This window comes from Synechococcus sp. BDU 130192, from assembly GCF_963876085.1.
Lineage (GTDB): Bacteria > Cyanobacteriota > Cyanobacteriia > Cyanobacteriales > MRBY01 > MRBY01.
Genome location: NZ_CAWNNO010000062.1, coordinates 39,501 through 56,628 on the forward strand (window position 1 = coordinate 39,501; position 17,128 = coordinate 56,628).

16 protein-coding genes are annotated in these 17,128 nt (G+C 49.1%); 7 read left to right on the top strand and 9 right to left on the bottom strand.

Annotation, left to right across the window (positions count from 1 at the left end; all coding sequences use genetic code 11):
• Positions 1–24: 24 nt before the first annotated feature.
• Entirely contained in the window at positions 25–594 is a 570-nt protein-coding gene (locus tag AACT35_RS15275; protein ID WP_143596752.1) for a zinc-ribbon domain-containing protein, read from the bottom strand.
• Positions 595–764: 170 nt separating this feature from the next.
• On the opposite strand from AACT35_RS15275, the gene AACT35_RS15280 reads away from it, so the two are divergent.
• Positions 765–1,550: a proteasome-type protease gene (locus tag AACT35_RS15280; RefSeq protein ID WP_030007082.1), complete on the top strand. Its 786-nt coding sequence runs from the start codon at positions 765–767 to the stop codon at positions 1,548–1,550.
• A 31-nt stretch (positions 1,551–1,581) separates the two neighbouring features.
• Here the strand turns inward: AACT35_RS15280 and AACT35_RS15285 are convergent, their stop codons facing one another.
• The 7 genes from AACT35_RS15285 to AACT35_RS15315 form a co-directional block, all read right to left on the bottom strand.
• Positions 1,582–2,511 carry a bestrophin family protein gene (locus tag AACT35_RS15285; RefSeq protein WP_099237697.1) on the bottom strand — a complete coding sequence of 310 codons (930 nt, stop codon included), beginning with the start codon at positions 2,509–2,511 and terminating at the stop codon, positions 1,582–1,584.
• 64 nt (positions 2,512–2,575) lie between these two features.
• Positions 2,576–3,466: a mechanosensitive ion channel family protein gene (locus AACT35_RS15290; RefSeq protein WP_065715911.1), complete on the bottom strand. Its 891-nt coding sequence runs from the start codon at positions 3,464–3,466 to the stop codon at positions 2,576–2,578.
• Positions 3,467–3,709: 243 nt separating this feature from the next.
• Positions 3,710–4,606, bottom strand: a complete 897-nt coding sequence (locus AACT35_RS15295) for a transglutaminase family protein (RefSeq protein ID WP_339374628.1) — start codon at positions 4,604–4,606, stop codon at positions 3,710–3,712.
• 32 nt (positions 4,607–4,638) lie between these two features.
• Entirely contained in the window at positions 4,639–5,589 is a 951-nt protein-coding gene (locus tag AACT35_RS15300) for an alpha-E domain-containing protein (RefSeq protein ID WP_099237701.1), read from the bottom strand.
• 72 nt (positions 5,590–5,661) lie between these two features.
• Entirely contained in the window at positions 5,662–7,113 is a 1,452-nt protein-coding gene (locus tag AACT35_RS15305; RefSeq protein ID WP_099237703.1) for a circularly permuted type 2 ATP-grasp protein, read from the bottom strand.
• A gap of 381 nt (positions 7,114–7,494) precedes the next feature.
• Entirely contained in the window at positions 7,495–8,607 is a 1,113-nt protein-coding gene (locus AACT35_RS15310; RefSeq protein WP_062432192.1) for a sodium-dependent bicarbonate transport family permease, read from the bottom strand.
• Positions 8,608–8,970: 363 nt separating this feature from the next.
• Complete coding sequence (locus AACT35_RS15315) at positions 8,971–9,213, bottom strand: hypothetical protein (protein WP_030007089.1); 243 nt, start codon at positions 9,211–9,213, stop codon at positions 8,971–8,973.
• Positions 9,214–9,880: 667 nt separating this feature from the next.
• Between AACT35_RS15315 and AACT35_RS15320 the strand changes: the two genes are divergently transcribed.
• On the top strand, positions 9,881–10,195 hold the full coding sequence (locus tag AACT35_RS15320) for a P-II family nitrogen regulator (RefSeq protein ID WP_012306104.1): 315 nt from the start codon (positions 9,881–9,883) through the stop codon (positions 10,193–10,195).
• Between the two features lie 369 nt (positions 10,196–10,564).
• Complete coding sequence (locus AACT35_RS15325) at positions 10,565–10,960, top strand: FHA domain-containing protein (protein ID WP_012306106.1); 396 nt, start codon at positions 10,565–10,567, stop codon at positions 10,958–10,960.
• A gap of 15 nt (positions 10,961–10,975) precedes the next feature.
• Here AACT35_RS15325 and AACT35_RS15330 read toward each other — a convergent pair whose 3' ends face one another.
• The gene (locus AACT35_RS15330; protein ID WP_099237705.1) at positions 10,976–11,833 is read right to left on the bottom strand and encodes a TlyA family RNA methyltransferase; all 858 of its coding nucleotides are present in this window, start codon (positions 11,831–11,833) and stop codon (positions 10,976–10,978) included.
• Between the two features lie 152 nt (positions 11,834–11,985).
• Here AACT35_RS15330 and AACT35_RS15335 point away from each other — a divergent pair, with 152 nt between their 5' ends.
• The 4 genes from AACT35_RS15335 to AACT35_RS15350 all read left to right on the top strand — a co-directional run bounded on the left by AACT35_RS15335 (position 11,986) and on the right by AACT35_RS15350 (position 17,054).
• The gene (locus AACT35_RS15335; protein ID WP_099237707.1) at positions 11,986–13,590 is read left to right on the top strand and encodes an Hsp70 family protein; all 1,605 of its coding nucleotides are present in this window, start codon (positions 11,986–11,988) and stop codon (positions 13,588–13,590) included.
• 61 nt (positions 13,591–13,651) lie between these two features.
• Complete coding sequence (locus AACT35_RS15340; protein WP_254047938.1) at positions 13,652–15,136, top strand: M16 family metallopeptidase; 1,485 nt, start codon at positions 13,652–13,654, stop codon at positions 15,134–15,136.
• An 11-nt stretch (positions 15,137–15,147) separates the two neighbouring features.
• Positions 15,148–16,251 (top strand): tRNA (guanine-N1)-methyltransferase, encoded by a 1,104-nt coding sequence (locus AACT35_RS15345; RefSeq protein WP_339374629.1) that lies wholly within the window; start codon positions 15,148–15,150, stop codon positions 16,249–16,251.
• A 170-nt stretch (positions 16,252–16,421) separates the two neighbouring features.
• Positions 16,422–17,054 carry a vWA domain-containing protein gene (locus tag AACT35_RS15350; protein ID WP_012306111.1) on the top strand — a complete coding sequence of 211 codons (633 nt, stop codon included), beginning with the start codon at positions 16,422–16,424 and terminating at the stop codon, positions 17,052–17,054.
• The last annotated feature ends 74 nt before the right edge of the window (positions 17,055–17,128 follow it).

Consider the following 17,128-nt stretch of genomic DNA (forward strand, 5'->3'; position numbering starts at 1 on the left):
GAACCCTTAGATTAAGCGCTATCGCTAGGACGACAAAGGCTGACCGCACTGGGTACAAAAGCGATCGCCTGCGGTAATGGCTTGACCACATTGGCCGCAAAACCGTTTTGGCTTATTATTTGCTGTCGAATTTGCTGCTGGCGTCGGTTGCTGCTGGGCCGGTTGATTGAGATCATCGATCCGCATCTCCATATTGCCCAGGCGCATTTCCATCGGCTTCATTTTCATTTCCATATTGCCCATTTTGAGTGGGGGCAGGGGTTCTAAAGGTGACATTGGCTCCGGAGATTTCGCCGCCGTTTGCTCTAAAGGCAGCGATTGGGCACCCTGTAAATTGAGGGGTTGTTCACAAAGGGCGATCGCCTGGCCTTGTACAGTAATTTGCGTTGTTTTTGTCGCGCTAAAAACCGTGATCACCGTGATCCCGCCCGCTTGCATCACCGTTGGTTGTGCCGTCCAGGTGCCCGTTAGGTAACGGTTTGTACTTTGTTGTTGTTGTCCGGGGCCACTTTGGCTGAGGGTAATAACGGTATGGGAGCCTTGGTTCGCCAAATCAAGCCGTTGCCCAGAACCGAGATAACAAACGTAATTCATGGGGAAACTCCAACAATAATTTGCAAAAATAATGCTCGCGCAGCTTGGAAGATATGCGATGATTAATGTGACAGCAACTGGCTTTTTGTCGTCCATATCCTGACAGGTTACGCTCAGCCAACCCAAAATTTTTTCTGTGAATCCCATCAGGTCAAACGAGGTCATCAAGATTGACGTATTGTTTAGGAATCTTAGTTCGCCAGGGTTTTATTCTCGCCGCCGATTCACGCACCAATGCGGGGGTTGATTACGTTTCATCCTATCAAAAGTTATTTGATTTTTCCTGCCCAGGGGAACGGGTGCTTATTCTCTGTACTTCGGGCAATCTATCCATTACCCAAGCCATCACCTATCAACTAGAACAGGAGATTCGCAGTGGTACGCCCCACAATCTCCATACGATTCCTAGTCTTTATGATGCTGCCCGCTACATTGGCAAAAAGACTCGCCAACTGCAACAGGAAGATCGACCTTGGCTCGAAAAGGATCACATTGATTTCCAGTGTAATTTTCTCCTCGCTGGGCAAATTGCCGGGGCACCACCGGAGCTTTTTCTCATCTACAGCCAGGGAAATTGTATTCGCGCGACCCCAGAGACCCCTTATCTACAGATTGGCGAAACGAAGTATGGCAAACCGATCTTGGATCGTACCCTTTCCTATGAGTCTTCTTTAGATGCGATCGCCAAATCAGCCCTCCTCTCCATCGACTCCACAATGCGTTCTAACCTGTCTGTGGGGCCTCCCATCGATATGATTTCCTATGCGGTCAATAGCCTCAAAATCCAGCACCGTTTGCGGTTAGAAGCCCGCGACCCCTACTTACTCAAAATTCGTCGCTATTGGGAAAACGCCCTCAAACAAGCCTCTGAAGCAATGCCAGGGGTGGAATGGAACCGGGACTTTAATCAGCAGGATCAAGATCCCGCAAGCAATGGCACAGATTTTCTTGAGTGACGCAATCGGGAGTATTGTTTGTCATCCCTAATCACGATACAGACGCTAATTCTTTCGTCTGGCCATGCAAACTAGAGACACGTTCAAGATTGCCTTCGATCACGTCACAAAGATCGTCTAGGGGCAGATCATTAACATCAAAACCAAAGGGATTTTCTAGCTCCCGGGCGACTTCTTCAACGCCTAGTAACAGGAAGCTAACCACGGCCACAATCGGAATTGCCCACCAGGTCATCTCAGGCACCAGACGGAACGGTAAACCAAAACAATAAATTAAAATCAAGCGCTTTAAATAGACACGATAGGTAATCGGAATTGGGGTGGTTAAAATTCTTTCGCAACCACTCACACTATCCGTGAGATTATTCAGCATACCGGTGGTCATATTTAGCTGCGCATCCCCAAAATTTTTCAGCTTGAGTTGCTGATGTAGATAGGTACGTAACCAAAATTGAATATCAAGGGGGCGATTTTTCGAGTCTTTCAGTTGCGTGACCTGCTCCGGCTCGACCAATGCTTCTAGTCTGTCGTTTACTTGGTCTCCCCGTAGGTGCAACTTGGTGGCGATCGCAAAAGCAAGCAGTAGATTTAAAGCCTGTTTTTTGCCCTGTATTTCTTTTTCTGTTGAGGTCGTAATCCCAATCAAAATTTCCTGGGCAAGATTACGGATATTCACAACGATCCCCCCCCATGCTTTTCGCCCTTCCCAAAAACGCTCGTAGGATGTGTTGGTGCGAAAAACGATGAGCAAACCCAGAATCAGATTGTAAATAACATTTGTGGTCAAATCTCCCAGTTTCTCAAGATAGATAGGCAAACCCTGGAGGTAGATAAATGTCAATACCGCAGTCAAAATACAGAAAAAAAGGATGCGCGGCAAAATCATAGACAAGACAGCCCCCTTGACCTGAAAGATAGTACTGAGCCAATCGGGTTTATCCAGTTTGTCAGAGGTAATCATCGGTATCTAAAGTAATTTTTTGTGTGAGTCAACAAATTAAATATTCAGTTTTCAAATCAGCTTTCTAAGTATCATCTCCTGCAGGTAATTGGCTGGGCAAATAATCATTGTATTTATCCTGATTGTAATAATATAAAGTGCGAATAGGATAGGGGATATTAATATCAGCTGCGTCGAATACTTCTTTGATCTTAATAATTGCCAGGGTTTGGACGCGACGAACTTCTTTCTGTTTAGGCGTTGTCCAATAGCGGACAATAAAGTCAATGGAACTATCGCCAAAACTGACGAGATCAATTTCGGGGGCAGGCTGTGCTAAAACGCCATCCAAATCACAAATCGTTTGCTGTAATAGATCCTTGGCCATTGGCAGGGGCGTATTGTAATCTACCCCCACACCGAGATCAGTGCGCCGATTAGGATAAGCTGTTTTCACCATTACCGCATCAGTAAACACGCTGGCATTTGGTAGCAAGACTTTTTCCCCCTGATAGGTGCGAATGCTCGTTGTGCGGATACTGATATCTTCAATAATACCTTGGTAGTCACTGACTGCAATTTCATCACCGATGCGAAAAGGCTCCTCAACCAGTAGGATAATCCCCGCAAAAAAGTTTTTGACGATATCCTGAAACGCAAAACCAATGGCGATTGAACCCACCCCTAAAGTGGCAACAATATCCCCTAAACTCAGGCCAGGAAAAGCGACTACACAGGCAAATAAAACACCTAAAACCCACGTCCCCACATAAACGCCTTTGTCAGCCAGAATTTGTAGTGAATGATTTTTGATGGTTTTGGCGGTAACTTCTTTGGTTATTTTCTGGAAAATTTCCGAGCAATACCTTGTTAAAAATAGAATAATGATTCCAGTTAGCAAGCCGGGAATTCGTTGAATACCGATACTTAAAATGGCTTGTAGACTGTTAATGATGGTTTCTGTAATTTGGCTCATAAAATGTGTGGCTTCAGTTTGTAGTGAAACTCAATATAATTAGGAGAATAATTCAACAAAAATTTTAGGATTGGCAACAATGCCATCAGTACTGAGAGAAAATAAAAAGTATTCTGCTCAAGTTAACTGAACCGATTTCATGGTGAAAGCTTTCCGTAAAGCTGTCAAGTTAACGGGGTTTGGCATATAGAAATGATTCGCTAATGCCATCCTCTGGCTTAACTGATGATAGACCCTAGAGAATTATTGCGATTGTGATTGTGTTTGGGAAAAAAGCGCATCATCAACCAGACGAATATCGCAAACCAAGCTCGTCTGGGGTCTCCCCAAGGGACTCTGGATATCTCCCGATACAGGGGCCGCCCGTCGGGGATCTCCCGTTGCCGCAACGGCGATATGACCGTCTGTGACCGCTAAACCCAAGGTGGGATCAAAGCCACGCCAGCCACCTCCCGGCATATACACTTCTCCCCAGGCATGGAGTTCATGTTGGGTTGTGGTTTCATCGCCCCGTTGGTAGCCACTGACAAACCGTGCCGCTAGACCAGCGACTCGACAGGCCTCAACCCATAACAAGGCAAAATCACGGCAGGTACCTGTCCGCTGGCTAAGGGTGATCCCAGGAAGTTGGGGTGCCCCTTCAAGGCGATGGATATAGCGGCAATCTTCATAGATGCGCTGGGTCAGTTGGCTCACAAAGAGGCCGGCATTTCCTTCTACTTGGTGCAAGAGATCCTGGGCTAACTCCACGACGCGGGGATGGGGAGTGGTGAGTTGTCGGTAGGGATAAAGTCTGAGGGCGAGGGAACTGGGGTAGTCCCAGGGACAGGCGATCGCCCAGGGAGCCGCAAGATAATCAAAGGGATTCTGACAGACGACTTCCACCTCTGCCGTTGTGACGAACTTTAGGGACTGTACAGGTTGCGGATCAAACCAGAAACGATCCGCCACGTTGCCATCTGGATCCAGGAGGCGGGTGTGCTGCTGGGGTAGCGGGTCAACCTCTAAGTGAAACTGCTGGAGCCGTTGCTGGCCATCGGTGCGTGGACATAATTTGACACAATGGCTGCCCAGTTCTACGGGATGACTATAGGTGTAGAGGGTCGAATGGGTAATCTGATAGCGCACAACACGAGCCAAAAAAGTAAACAGTCAATTCAAACTCATTCAAACTAAACCGCCAGGGGGACAGCGATGAAATCTTCATAAATATCCTGACCAACGCGATTCAATTTACTCTGAAGATCGTCAAGGAATTCATGGAGGCCCTGGTCGAAAATTTCATCCATCGTCATGTAGTCCAACGCAGAACAGAGGCGACCAAGGGAGCGCTCACTAGAGCAACTCCAGCTCCCAACGGGAGTCCCGGCAATGCAATGGAGAGATTTTTGGGCTTCGAGCAACGAAAAACAAATCGACCGGGGGAACTGCGTATCCAAGATCAAAAAGGCGGCCACATTCTCTGGGGTAATCCGATGTTGGCGTTTGCGGTACATCTCGTAGGCACTGGCAGATTTGAGTAGGGCAATCCACTGCAAATTATCCAAAGGACTCCCCACATCCTGCAAGGAAGGCAAGAGGATAAAGTATTTCACATCAAGGATTCGCGCTGTTTTATCTGCCCGCTCCAGGAGACGCCCCAACTGGCCAAAGTGCCAGCCTTCATTGTGGGACATTGTCGCTTCCATAATGCCCGCGAATAGATGACTCCCCATGCGAATGGCGGGATAAAATTGATAACGCTCTTCTAGGGTCATGGGCTGACTCGCGGCCCGTTGTACTGTGTGATAAAGCTCGTTGAGCTGTTCCCACATTTCAGAAGAAATATTGGCCCGGACAGCATGGGCATTTTCCCGCGCCCGTTTGAGACAGGACACAATTGAACTGGGGTAGTTCTGATCAAAGGTTAAAAATTGCAGGACATTTTCGCTGGTGGCTTCGCCATAGGACTCGCGGAATAGAGCAGAATCTCCTGTGGTGGTGATCAGGGCTTGCCAATAGTTGGTGGTGGTTGTCGTATCCAACAAGAGGGTTAAATTGACCTCCACAAAGCGAGCGACATTTTCGGCCCGTTCGACGTAACGATTGAGCCAATAAATAGAATCAGCAACACGACTCAACATGGTGGATCTTTACTCCTCGAATTTGCTTAGGGATAGGGTGTAGTAGGGAGTTTGCAGTTTGGCGTAATTTTTTTAGGCGGCCTTGGTATTAATCACCCAGGTATCTTTGCTGCCGCCCCCTTGGGATGAGTTGACGACTAGGGAGCCTTGTTTGAGGGCGACACGGGTCAGGCCACCGGGGTTAACATAGGTGCGATCGCCACCGTTGAGGATAAAGGGCCGCAGATCCACGTGACAGCCGACAAATGCGCCATCAATTAGGGTCGGGACTCGCGATAAACATAATGTGGGTTGGGCGATATATTTTCTGGGGTTAGCTTTGATATAGCCCTTAAATTGTTCCCGTTCGGTGGGGCTGGCATGGGGGCCGACCAACATCCCATAGCCCCCGGAGGCATCGGTGGCCTTCACCACAAGCTCGTCTAAATGGTTCAACACATGGGATTGCTGCTGGGGATCTTCACAAAAATAAGTCTCAACATTGGGCAAAATTTGGTCTTCGCCGAGGTAGTAGCGGATCATCTGGGGAACGTAGCCGTAAACCATTTTGTCATCGGCGATTCCTGTCCCTGGGGCGTTGGCGATCGCCACCCGTCCTTGACGGTAGACTTCCATCAGGCCCGGCACCCCAAGCACTGAATCCGAGCGGAAAACGAACGGATCTAAAAAGTCATCGTCAATGCGTCGATAAATCACATCAATCCGTTGTAATCCCTTAGTGGTACGCATCTGTAAATAGCCATCCACCACGACCAAATCTCGCCCTTCGACCAACTCACACCCCATTTGCTGGGCGAGGTAAGAATGTTCAAAATAGGCGGAGTTGTAAATGCCCGGTGTCAGCACCACAACGCAGGGATCGGCAATGTGATCGGGGGCCAAATTCATTAACAGATTCAGCAGTTGCCCCGGATAGTCATCGACGGGTTGAATCTTTAGGGTATTAAAAAAGCTCGGAAAAAGACTTTTCATTACCCGACGATTTTCGAGAACGTAGGAAACCCCGGACGGACAGCGGAGGTTATCTTCGAGGACGTACCATTGACCTTGGCGATCGCGCACCAAATCAGTACCCGTAATGTGACACCATTTGCCCTTGGGGGGTTTGAGGCCAATGCAGGGTTTCAAGTAGCCCGACGCTGATTCCACCACATGGCGCGGAATCACTTGATCCTTGATAATGCGCTGTTCATTGTAAATATCGTCGAGGAAATGATTTAACGCTTCAATGCGCTGTTGTAAGCCTTTTTCGAGCCAATCCCACTCCGTCTGAGCAATAATCCGGGGAATCACATCAAAGGGAAAAATCCGCTCCGTCCCCTGGTTATCGCTGTAAACATTGAAGGTCACACCCAACTTAAACAGCATATTTTGCGCCGATTTCTGTTGTTGCTCCAGGGTACTGAGGGGGAACTTGCCAATATGCTGAATCAACGCCGCTGCGGCTGGTCGTGGTATCCCCTGCTCCGCAAAAAGCTCATCATAAAAATCTCCGGGGTTGTAACCTTCTAGACTATTTACCATGCCATTACCCTCGAACCTGCTGTGAAGTGGGGCCAAAGATCAAGCTACAGTTCAGGCGATCGCCAAACAGACCACTGCCTTCTGTGCTTCAATCGTCCCAGCTAGCTAGATGTATCAAGCATTGAGCGACTGAAGCTGTAACAAGTCATACAGCTACCAAAGACTTCACAAAAATCAAGCTTCCCAAAAGACACCCTTCTCGCTCGCTTAAACCCTAGTGGAATCTCCTCTGAAGCCAAAACTTTGACCCCTGCAACAAAAAAAGCCGAGGCTAAACCTCGACTTGCTAGTGTTTATTTTTTGCGATCGCCCGACGATTGACCGGAGACAATGCAGACCTTGATCGAAATTCTGGATTATTTGACGATGACCGATTTTAGATCAGCCACCCATGGTTGCTTGGGCAAGGCCGATAAAAAGTGGTATGCCGATGGCGATCGCCACAGGAGTACCGATGGCCGTAGACGAACCGATGTAAGCAGAAGGATTAGCAGACGGAATCCCAGCCCGTAAAGTAGGTGGCCCGGAGATGTCCGAACTAGACGCCGCAATAATCGCTAAGAGGGCAACACCACCAGGACTGAACCCCGTAGCATAGTGGGCGATCATGCCGAGACCAAAGGCAATAAACCCATGGAGTAGCGGCGCAAAAAACGCATAGACAGCGTACCATTGAGCAACTTTGCGCAGCTCCCCAAGCCTAGACCAAGCTTCCATCCCCATCACCAGCATCAAAATCGAAAGGAAGCCACGGAAGAGGGGCTCATAGAAACTTTCAAAGACACTTTCTGGCCGAGTCAACAAACCGAGAGCAAGACCGAGCAACAATGCTGATAGGGCAGAACCCTGGAGACTTTCCTTAACAATGGGCCAAATTTCAACCCGATTAGTAGCCTTACCACGCTTTTGACCCAGATATTCCTGCCTCGTGGTGGGATAAACGGGTTCACCAGAATATTCACCAGCGGCAACGGGTTGTTTGCTGAAATCATCGGCTTCAACCTCGCGCTGCTTGCTCTTATAAAGACTGGCTACAACAATCGCTGTCACCAGGGCGGGAATATCCATAAAAGGATAAAGTGCCGCTGCCCAAGGTTCGTAGAAAACACCTTGCCCTTCCATAACCGTGATTCCAGCAGCAAGGGTCGAACCACTCACTGCCCCAAACAAGCCGGCAGTTGCCACTGCATCTACGGTCCTAATACCTGGCAGTTTCGCTAAGGTAAAACGCCCAATAAAAACGATCAGAATGCCCATGAGTACAGCAAATAACGCAGGCAAGAGCATCTCCGTGATATTGGCATTACGAATCGCAATACCGCCGCTCAAACCGACTTTGATGAGCAGCATAAAAACGATGAACTTATACACTGCATCGGGGATTGTAAGTCGGCTACCGAAGGCAGCAATGACAATACCGCCAATTAAAAAGCCGAGCGTTGGGGACTGCAACTGCGACCCAAATTTCGTCAAAAAATCGGACAAAAAATCCACGAATACCTCCTTCCGCTTCCTCCCATGAAGAGCGGTAATTGTGAGCTTTGAATAGGTAAGGCTGCAGGGCTTTACACCTACAGCGCGGGTACGATGCGAAAATCTGTTATTGGGCTTTTATAGATTTGGCTCTATCAATACCCAAATTTCTATGTGCTTAAGTCTATCCTGAAAATCTCAATTTTTAGCATCAATTTGATACGCAATGTCAAATTTGATTCATAAGTTTTTCTTTTCTATTGTCTTCATTGCTCCTAGTTAAGGTGAATGGTGTTTAAGTAAATGGCGATCGCCTATTGTTCGTGCAACCAAACAATCCCTTGATTTACTTCTCGCTGTATCGAGTGCCTCCAAGGGGAGAATTCAGTCCACTTGCAAAGCAGGAGACTGTTCAGGTGCAGGACTTTCTAAAGGGGGACTGTAAGGGGCAATGTTCACCCAGATAACAGAAAGCAGTAAACCAACCCCACAACCGATCAAAAACATCCAACCGTGGGAAGGCTCTAAAACGCAAAGTAAGCGGCGGTCACTACCATACACTTGCACTACCCATCCCTCATCTGCATTTAAGGTGGGTTGCGATGGTCTCGCGTCAAATTTTTTCATTGCTTTTTACTCCATGCTGTTTGTATGTATTTCCGAACAGTCACGTGCCCGTTTAAAACAGAGAACGTAGCCAACAACCGCCAATGCAATATCCATGGCGACTTCAAGTTAAATTTTTTAAATAGTTGAGTAAGCCCAATCCATAGAAATAAGCCTATGGATTGAGTGAATGCCATGTTTTTTAGTCTATACAATGCCGGGTCAACAAGTGCCCTTTTTTGTCAAAAATCGCCTTAAACTTGCTGAATCTTTTGATAACCTAAGCTTATGAATTGAGTCTAAATCCCTGGATCTGTGTTTGTGAATTGGGTCAAATTACAAAGCCAACATCCGTTAGAAAAATATCTGCTGTGATGCGGGTGATTCTCAAAGGCTGGCTTGTCGTTAGACGATGAATTAGGATTTGATGGGTTCCATTGCAAACAGCGTTAAAACCAATGATTAAAAGGCGATCGCGGCACTAAAGGGATAAGCGTTTTTTATAAAATGCTTCGATTAATCTAAATCAATCCCTTCCAATAGAGGGTCTCCTTTGGCATAGACTTAAAGGTATGGTTTAAGACAAAACCATAGAGTCTTGTCTTTGATTGTCGCAACCCATATTTTTAATAGAAAAGCGACAATTTTTTTCGACTCGCCATACATCACGCGTCAAGAGGAACCCCCCATGACTCAGCAAGCCATTAAGCTCGTCATCGTTACGGAAAAATTATTACTCAAAAAAATCGCCAAAATTATCGATGGTGTTGGAGCAACCGGTTACACGGTGGTGCCTGCCGGCGGTAAAGGGAGCCGCAACGTGCGCTCATCGGGACAACCCAACGTCTCTGACACTTCCTCGAATGTAAAAATTGAGGTATTGACCGCTAGTCGAGAGATGGCTCTAAAGATTTCGGATGAGGTTGCCGCCCAGTTTTTCGATGACTATTCAGGGATCACTTACATCTGCGACGCGGAGGTACTGTACGCGCACAAATTTTAGGCTAACTTCCCTAGTGCTGAATATTGCAGAAAACCCTGTCAGTCACAGCTAATCGTTCCCTCATCAAACGTCATCACCACAGTCAAGCCCTCTACAGCGACGGACAGCAGCAGTGCTCCACACAACCGTAGGGGGTTTTTTAATGTCCAGGATCAAGTGTGGTGTTTCTTCTTTGATTTTCTTGATCTCATCAGTGTTACGGACATCAAATTTTCTGAGATCATCTTGGGCGAGGAAAGATAATCTAATCGGTAAGTTCGACTACCCTTAAGGGTAAAATAGGGTCAAAAGTCTTTATTTCACGAGCCGCATCTCTAAAATTTTCGTTTTTTCTAGTGCCGTGCCCCATCCGCAAACCCTTGTTAATCCGTGATTATTCTGACCTTACTTCATCCCATCCAAGCTACTCCGATGCAAAATTGGTCTTTTGAGACCGAAACCACGATCAGTATTGGCCGTTCAACTGATAATGATGTGGTTCTCTACAGTGCAGTTGTTTCTCGCCACCATGTTGAACTGCGATTGGAGGGGGAAGAGTGGTCAATTGTTAATCTCGGCACCAACGGTACTTATATAGAGGATCAACGGGTCGAGCAATGTGTGGCTAAGGATGGTTTGATTTTCCGTTTGGCAACCTCTGGGCCAAAAATTCTTGTGCGCATCCAAGGGAAACAACTCAGTGAAGGGGAAGCGGCAAGCAAGGAACAACGCTTGAAAAAGTCCTCTAACCCAGATCCGTCCCGGGAAACCTTCGCGCAATTCTAATGCGTAATCTTAAATTTATTCGATAATATTTGCAGCCGTCGATCCGTCCGGATTCGCTGGCTTGCTGAGGGTGGCGATCGCCGTTTTGGTGAGCTGTTTTAGGGCTTCTAAATCAAGGTCAATTCGGGGAGTATCTGTACTTAACCACAGCAGATATTCCACATTTCCGGCGGGGCCAGTGATCGGCGAATAGGTCAGCCCTTGGGGGTGCCAACCGAGTTTTTGGGCGGCTTCTAGTACCGAAAAGATCGCTTGGGCCTGGGCCTGGGGATCGCGAACAACGCCATTTTTTCCTACCTGGGCGCGTCCCACTTCAAACTGAGGCTTGACCAACAGGATCACTTCCTTCGGCTCATCCAGAAGACTCCAGAGGGTAGGCAAAACCTTCGTCAAGGAAATAAAAGATAAGTCCATCACCCCTAGGGTCGGCTTTTTTGTGCCTTCTGGGTAGAGATCGCCTGGGATCAGATGGCGAAAATTGGTGCGCTCCCGGAGGATCAGCCGTGGATCTTGGCGGATCTTCCAGGCGACTTGGCCATAGCCCACATCAATGCCATAAACCTGTTGGGCACCGGCTTGTAAGAGGCAGTCGGTAAAGCCACCGGTGGAAATTCCTCCATCTAAACAAATGCGATCTTTAACTGTGATTTGAAAGTGGGCGATCGCCTTCGCTAGTTTTTCGCCTCCCCGGGACACAAAGGGCGGTTTCGCCTGGACTTCAATGTCCACATCCGCAGGAACCAAAGTGCCTGGTTTATCCACAATCTGCTGTTTTACTTTGACTTCTCCGGCCCGGATTACCCGTTGGGCCTGTTGCCGAGACTCGCACAGTTTACGCTCCACCAACAGGAGGTCTAATCGTTGTTTGGCCAAAGTTTTTCTTCCCCAATGCCACCGCTGCTGTTTTAGTCTACTGGGTGTCTGGTGCTTTCGGGAATGATTGGGCCAGGGCGACCGGAAACCGTCGAACTCGATACAATACAAAAATTGTCCAGTTTAGCTTTCAAGAAAATCACGAAATCATTATGGCGATCGCAGTGGATTTTGGGACGAGCAATACCCTAGTGACCCGGTGGAATGCCGCCAAAGGAGCCCCAGAAATTCTCCCACTCCAGGGTCTTTCCCAACGCATTTCCCCGAATCCACCGCTGATCCCCAGCCTTTTGTACATCGAAAATGCCGCCGACCAAAAAGTCGTTATCGGTCAAGCCATTGGCGATCGCGGTTTAGATCGCGCCCCCGATCCCCGCTATTTCTGCAACTTTAAACGGGGCATTGGCACCGCAATCCAAGGTTTTTTACCGGAACTAGATGGCGAAAAAATCACCTTCGAGAAGATGGGGGAATATTTCCTCAACGGCATTTTTGCCCAACTCAAGGCCCAGGGTGAACCCCTCGATAGCCTCGTTTTAACCGTGCCAGTCGATAGTTTTGAAGCCTACCGGAGTTGGCTGAGTCGGCTTTGTGAGCAGTTGCCAGAACTTGAAAAAATTCAGCTTTTGGACGAACCCACCGCCGCCGCCTTGGGTTATGGGGCCTTGGCCGAAGATTTAAAAAGAGTTCTCGTGGTGGATTTTGGGGGGGGCACCGTGGATTTTTCCCTTGTGGATCTCAACCTGGCCCAGGGCCAAAGTAAACCGACGGGCTTTATTTTGAAGTGGGGCCGCAAATCCTTTGCCGAAAGCAAAACCCAAAAGGTCAAAACCGCAAAAGTGCTGGCGAAAGCAGGTAAAAATCTCGGTGGTTCCGATTTAGATAATTGGCTTTTTGAACATTTCCAGACCCAACAAAATTTGCCCCAGGATGCCCTGAGTTTACGCTTAGTTGAACGCCTGAAAATTGCCTTGTCCCAAAAGACGAAGGCAACGGAGATTTATTACAACGACCAAACCTTTGAGAGCTATGAGTTAAGCCTGGGTCGGTCGGCCTTTGAGGAGATTTTAGAAAATCAAGGCTTCCTTGCCCAACTCGATGATTTGCTGGCCCAGGTCTTACAACAAGCCCGCCGTAACGGTGTCGGCAAAGAGGACATCGAAGCGGTGCTTTTAGTCGGAGGCACGAGCCAAATTCCCCTAGTGCAAAACTGGTTAGAGGGTTATTTCCCCCCGGAAAAAATCAAACGGGATAATCCCTTTGGGGCGATCGCCTGTGGGGCGTTGCAGTTGGCCCAGGGATTTGAACTCAAAGATTTTCTCTACCACAGCTACGGCATCCGCTACTGGAATCGCCGCCATAACCGCCACGATTGGCAACCGATTATTAACCAAGGCCAGCCCTACCCGATGACGGAACCGCTGGAAATCACCCTAGGGGCATCGATGGATCAACAGCCCAGCATTGAACTAATCGTTGGCGAACTGGGGGAGCAAAGTAGCGGCACGGAGGTTTATTTTGATGGCGATCGCCTCGTGACCCAACAACTAGGAGCCAACCAAACCAACGTTAAACCCCTCAATGACCGGGATGGGGCGCGCACCATTGCCAAACTGGATCCCGTGGGCTATCCCGGCACCGACCGCATTAAGTTGCAATTCCTCGTCGATGGCGATCGCACCTTGCGGGTCACCGTCGAGGATCTACTGCGCAATGTCACCCTCATTGAAAACCAAAAAGTTGCCGAGTTGAGTTAGCTGCCCATCCCCAGGACAGCCCTGCTAAAATCCATAGAAGCCCTTCAATCTCACAAAATCGATGAAAAATCCCCAACTCAAGAAGATGCGTCTCCTGGTCTCGAAATTATACCGACGCAGTTGGACTTTGTTTTTTGTCGGTTTAGTGACGGTACAACTGCTCCCCAGTCCGGCGATCGCCCTCACCCCCAAAGATTACAGTGAGCTAGAATTTCCTCCCCTACCCGAAATCACCCTCCCCGATTACGAACGCTACGAACTAGAAAACGGGATGGTGGTCTATCTCATGGAAGATCACACGCTGCCCTTGGTGGGGGGATCTATGGTCATTCGCACTGGCTCCCGCCTGGAACCCGCCGACAAAGTGGGCCTCGGCAGTATTACGGGCACTGTGATGCGCAGTGGGGGCACCCTCAAACATCCCGCTGACACCTTAAATAACATCCTTGAACAACGGGCCGCCAGCATTGAGACCAGCATCGGGGAAGCTTCTGGCAGTGCTTCTTTTAGTGCCCTCAAGGAAGATTTTGCACTCGTCTTTGATCTGTTTGCCGAAGTGCTCCAGCAACCTGCTTTCCCCCAGGACAAACTCGATCTCGCGAAACGACAAACCGCCGGAGGTATTGCCCGCCGTAACGATGAACCCGATGCGATCGCCGCCCGGGAATTTGACAAACTGATTTACGGTGCCGATAGTCCCTACGCCCGCACCGTCGAATATGCCACCCTCGATAACATTGACCGGGTCGATTTATTTAACTTCTACCGCAGCTATATCCGCCCTGACCAAATGATCCTCGGCATTGTCGGTGACATCGACGTAGAAGCCACCAAAGCAAAAATTGCCGCTAAATTCGGCCCCTGGCGTAACCCCAGTCCCAGTCCTGACCTTGCTCCACCCGCTGTCACCCAACCCGCCCAAAGTGGCGCTTTCCTCGTTGATCAATCCCAACTGACCCAAAGCAGCATTTTGATCGGCCACCAGGGGGGACAATTGAGTAACCCTGATTATCCAGAACTCTCTGTGATGAATGGTGTGATTAATGGCTTTGGGGGGCGGCTTTTTAACGAAATTCGCTCCCGCCAGGGCCTCGCCTATTCTGTATATGGCGTGTGGAGTCCCCGTTATGACTACGACGGTCAATTTATCGCCGGGGGATCGACCCGTACCGAGGCGACGGTGCCCTTTATCACGGCCATGAAAGGGGAAATCAAGCGACTACAAACGGAACTGATTACCCCCGCCGAACTCGCCTATGCCAAGGATTCGATTCTGAATTCCTTTGTCTTTAATTTTGAAGATCCAGGTCAAACCCTGTCTCGCCTCATGCGCTACGAGTACTATGGCTACCCGGAAGATTTTATTTTCCAGTACCAACGGGAAGTGGAAGCAACCACCATTGAAGATGTGCAACGGGTGGCCCAAACCTACCTCAAACCGGAACAACTAACGGTGTTGGTGGTGGGCAATGCCGCCGCCATGGGTCCTCCCCTAAGCAGTCTGTTTGAGACGATTAAACCTGTTGACATCACCATCCCTGAGTAGGTGGCGTTGTGGTGCAACTGGTTGAAGAGCGGTCGATACAATTTCAGGTAGATGGGGGCTTCTACCGGGCCCACAGCCGCATTGTGCGAGATTTAGGGGTATTAGCGGCGGCAGTCTATCGGCAAAATCAAGGGCAATTGCGGGTTCTAGATGGCCTATCAGCGACGGGGGTGCGATCGCTCCGATACTACCAAGAAGCCCAAGCCGATTGGGTCTGGGCCAATGAAGGAAACCCAGATCTCCTGGAGACATTGACCACGAATTTGCGGCGAATTCCCGCGGCCCAACGGTGCATTAGTGTGCTTTCCCTGCGGCAGCTTTGCTTGGAACGGTCTTTAATGGGCGATCGCTATGATCTGGTTGATTTTGATGCCTTTGGCTCTGGGTCAGCCTTCGTCCAGGATGCCCTCACCGTGACGACCCTGGGCGGATTGATGTATCTGACTAGCACCGATGGTCGAACCTACAGTGGTCGAGAACCGCAACGGGCCTTACGGCAATATGGGGCCTATGGGCGATCGCATCCTGCCGTCCAGGAACAGGGCCTACGGCTCTTGCTAGGGAGCCTCGCGCAACAGGCAGCCCAGCGAAATTTCGGGATTGAGCCAATTTTTTCGTTATTTTGGGGGGATACTTGCCGGATTATGGCCCGTTTGACCCGTAAACCCATCCTCACGGAGACAAACTACGGCTTCCTCGGCTATTGTCATCACTGCGGCACCTATGGCCTACCGACATGGCGTAAACTCTCCCAGGCGACCTGTGCCCATGACGATTTGCCCTTAACCCTCAGTGGCCCGATGTGGTTAGGCAAGCTGCACCACCCGGATTATTTACGGCAAATGTTAGCGATCGCCCAACGCTGGCACTGGCAGGATGTGGTAAAGGTTCTAGAAACGATGGCCTTAGAAAATGATTTACCCCCCTATTTTTTCCCGTTAAAAGAGATTGGTGCCCGGGCCAAAATCGATCTGCCAAAATTAGATTCGCTACTGAACAGTCTCCAGGCGCAAGGTTTCCAAGCCAGTCGCACCCACATTAATCCCCAAGCGCTAAAAACCGATGCGCCAATGGAAAAAATTAAGGCGATCGCCACCCAGTTAGGCGCATCTTAAATTGTCGTTTAACCTTGTAATCTTTAACTCAGTGTCGGGAGGATGTCACCCAAACTTTATTTGTTGTGAAATGTCCAAAAACTATTGTTACTGAGCCCGTTTTTTCTGGAGAAATTCGCTAGGCTAAAGCAGGGGGAACCCCAAAACCCCACCTGTGACGGAGAAGGCCCATGGTAGATCTTGCAGAAATTTCTTTAGTCGAAAATCGCGACTACACCCTCATCATTGATAAAAGTGGCAGCATGTACACTTGCGATCTGCCCACCTCTGACAAAACCCGCTGGGATGCAGCCCAAGACTCTACCCTTGCCCTTGCCCAAACCTGCGAAAAAATTGACCCCGATGGCATTACGGTCTACTTATTTTCAGGGCGATTCCGGCGTTATGACAATGTCACTGCCGATAAAGTGACCCAAGTTTACGCTGAAAATGAGCCCATGGGACGGACGGACTTGGCGGCAGTTTTGCAAGATGCCCTCGATAACTATTTCCAACGGAAAGAACGAGGGGAAGCCAAACCCAACGGTGAAACATTTTTGGTGATTACCGATGGGGAGCCGGACGATAGTAAAGCCGTGATGCGGGTGATTATTGATGCCGCCAATAAAATTGAGCGGGATGAAGAAATCGGGATCTCGCTGATTCAAGTGGGCCAAGACCGCAAGGCCAAAGCCTATCTCAAAGCCCTCGATGATCAACTAGGTCAGGCCGGGGCGAAGTTTGATATTGTCGATACCATCACCATCGATGAAATGACGGCCATGTCTCTCCCGGAAGTGCTGCTAAAGGCCTTAATTGATTAAGTTGCTTTAAATTGGTTGCCATAAGGGCGATCGCCGAGGGCCACTTTGATATGATGGCGATCGCAGTACCCACA

Bases quoted from the DNA above. Each gene is read 5' to 3' on its own strand.
- AACT35_RS15275 (WP_143596752.1), bottom strand. From the start codon at position 594: ATGAATTACGTTTGTTATCTCGGTTCTGGGCAACGGCTTGATTTGGCG.
- AACT35_RS15285 (WP_099237697.1), bottom strand. From the start codon at position 2,511: ATGATTACCTCTGACAAACTGGATAAACCCGATTGGCTCAGTACTATC.
- AACT35_RS15290 (WP_065715911.1), bottom strand. From the start codon at position 3,466: ATGAGCCAAATTACAGAAACCATCATTAACAGTCTACAAGCCATTTTA.
- AACT35_RS15300 (WP_099237701.1), bottom strand. From the start codon at position 5,589: ATGTTGAGTCGTGTTGCTGATTCTATTTATTGGCTCAATCGTTACGTC.
- AACT35_RS15305 (WP_099237703.1), bottom strand. From the start codon at position 7,113: ATGGTAAATAGTCTAGAAGGTTACAACCCCGGAGATTTTTATGATGAG.
- AACT35_RS15315 (WP_030007089.1), bottom strand. From the start codon at position 9,213: ATGAAAAAATTTGACGCGAGACCATCGCAACCCACCTTAAATGCAGAT.
- AACT35_RS15320 (WP_012306104.1), top strand. From the start codon at position 9,881: ATGACTCAGCAAGCCATTAAGCTCGTCATCGTTACGGAAAAATTATTA.
- AACT35_RS15335 (WP_099237707.1), top strand. From the start codon at position 11,986: ATGGCGATCGCAGTGGATTTTGGGACGAGCAATACCCTAGTGACCCGG.
- AACT35_RS15340 (WP_254047938.1), top strand. From the start codon at position 13,652: ATGAAAAATCCCCAACTCAAGAAGATGCGTCTCCTGGTCTCGAAATTA.
- AACT35_RS15350 (WP_012306111.1), top strand. From the start codon at position 16,422: ATGGTAGATCTTGCAGAAATTTCTTTAGTCGAAAATCGCGACTACACC.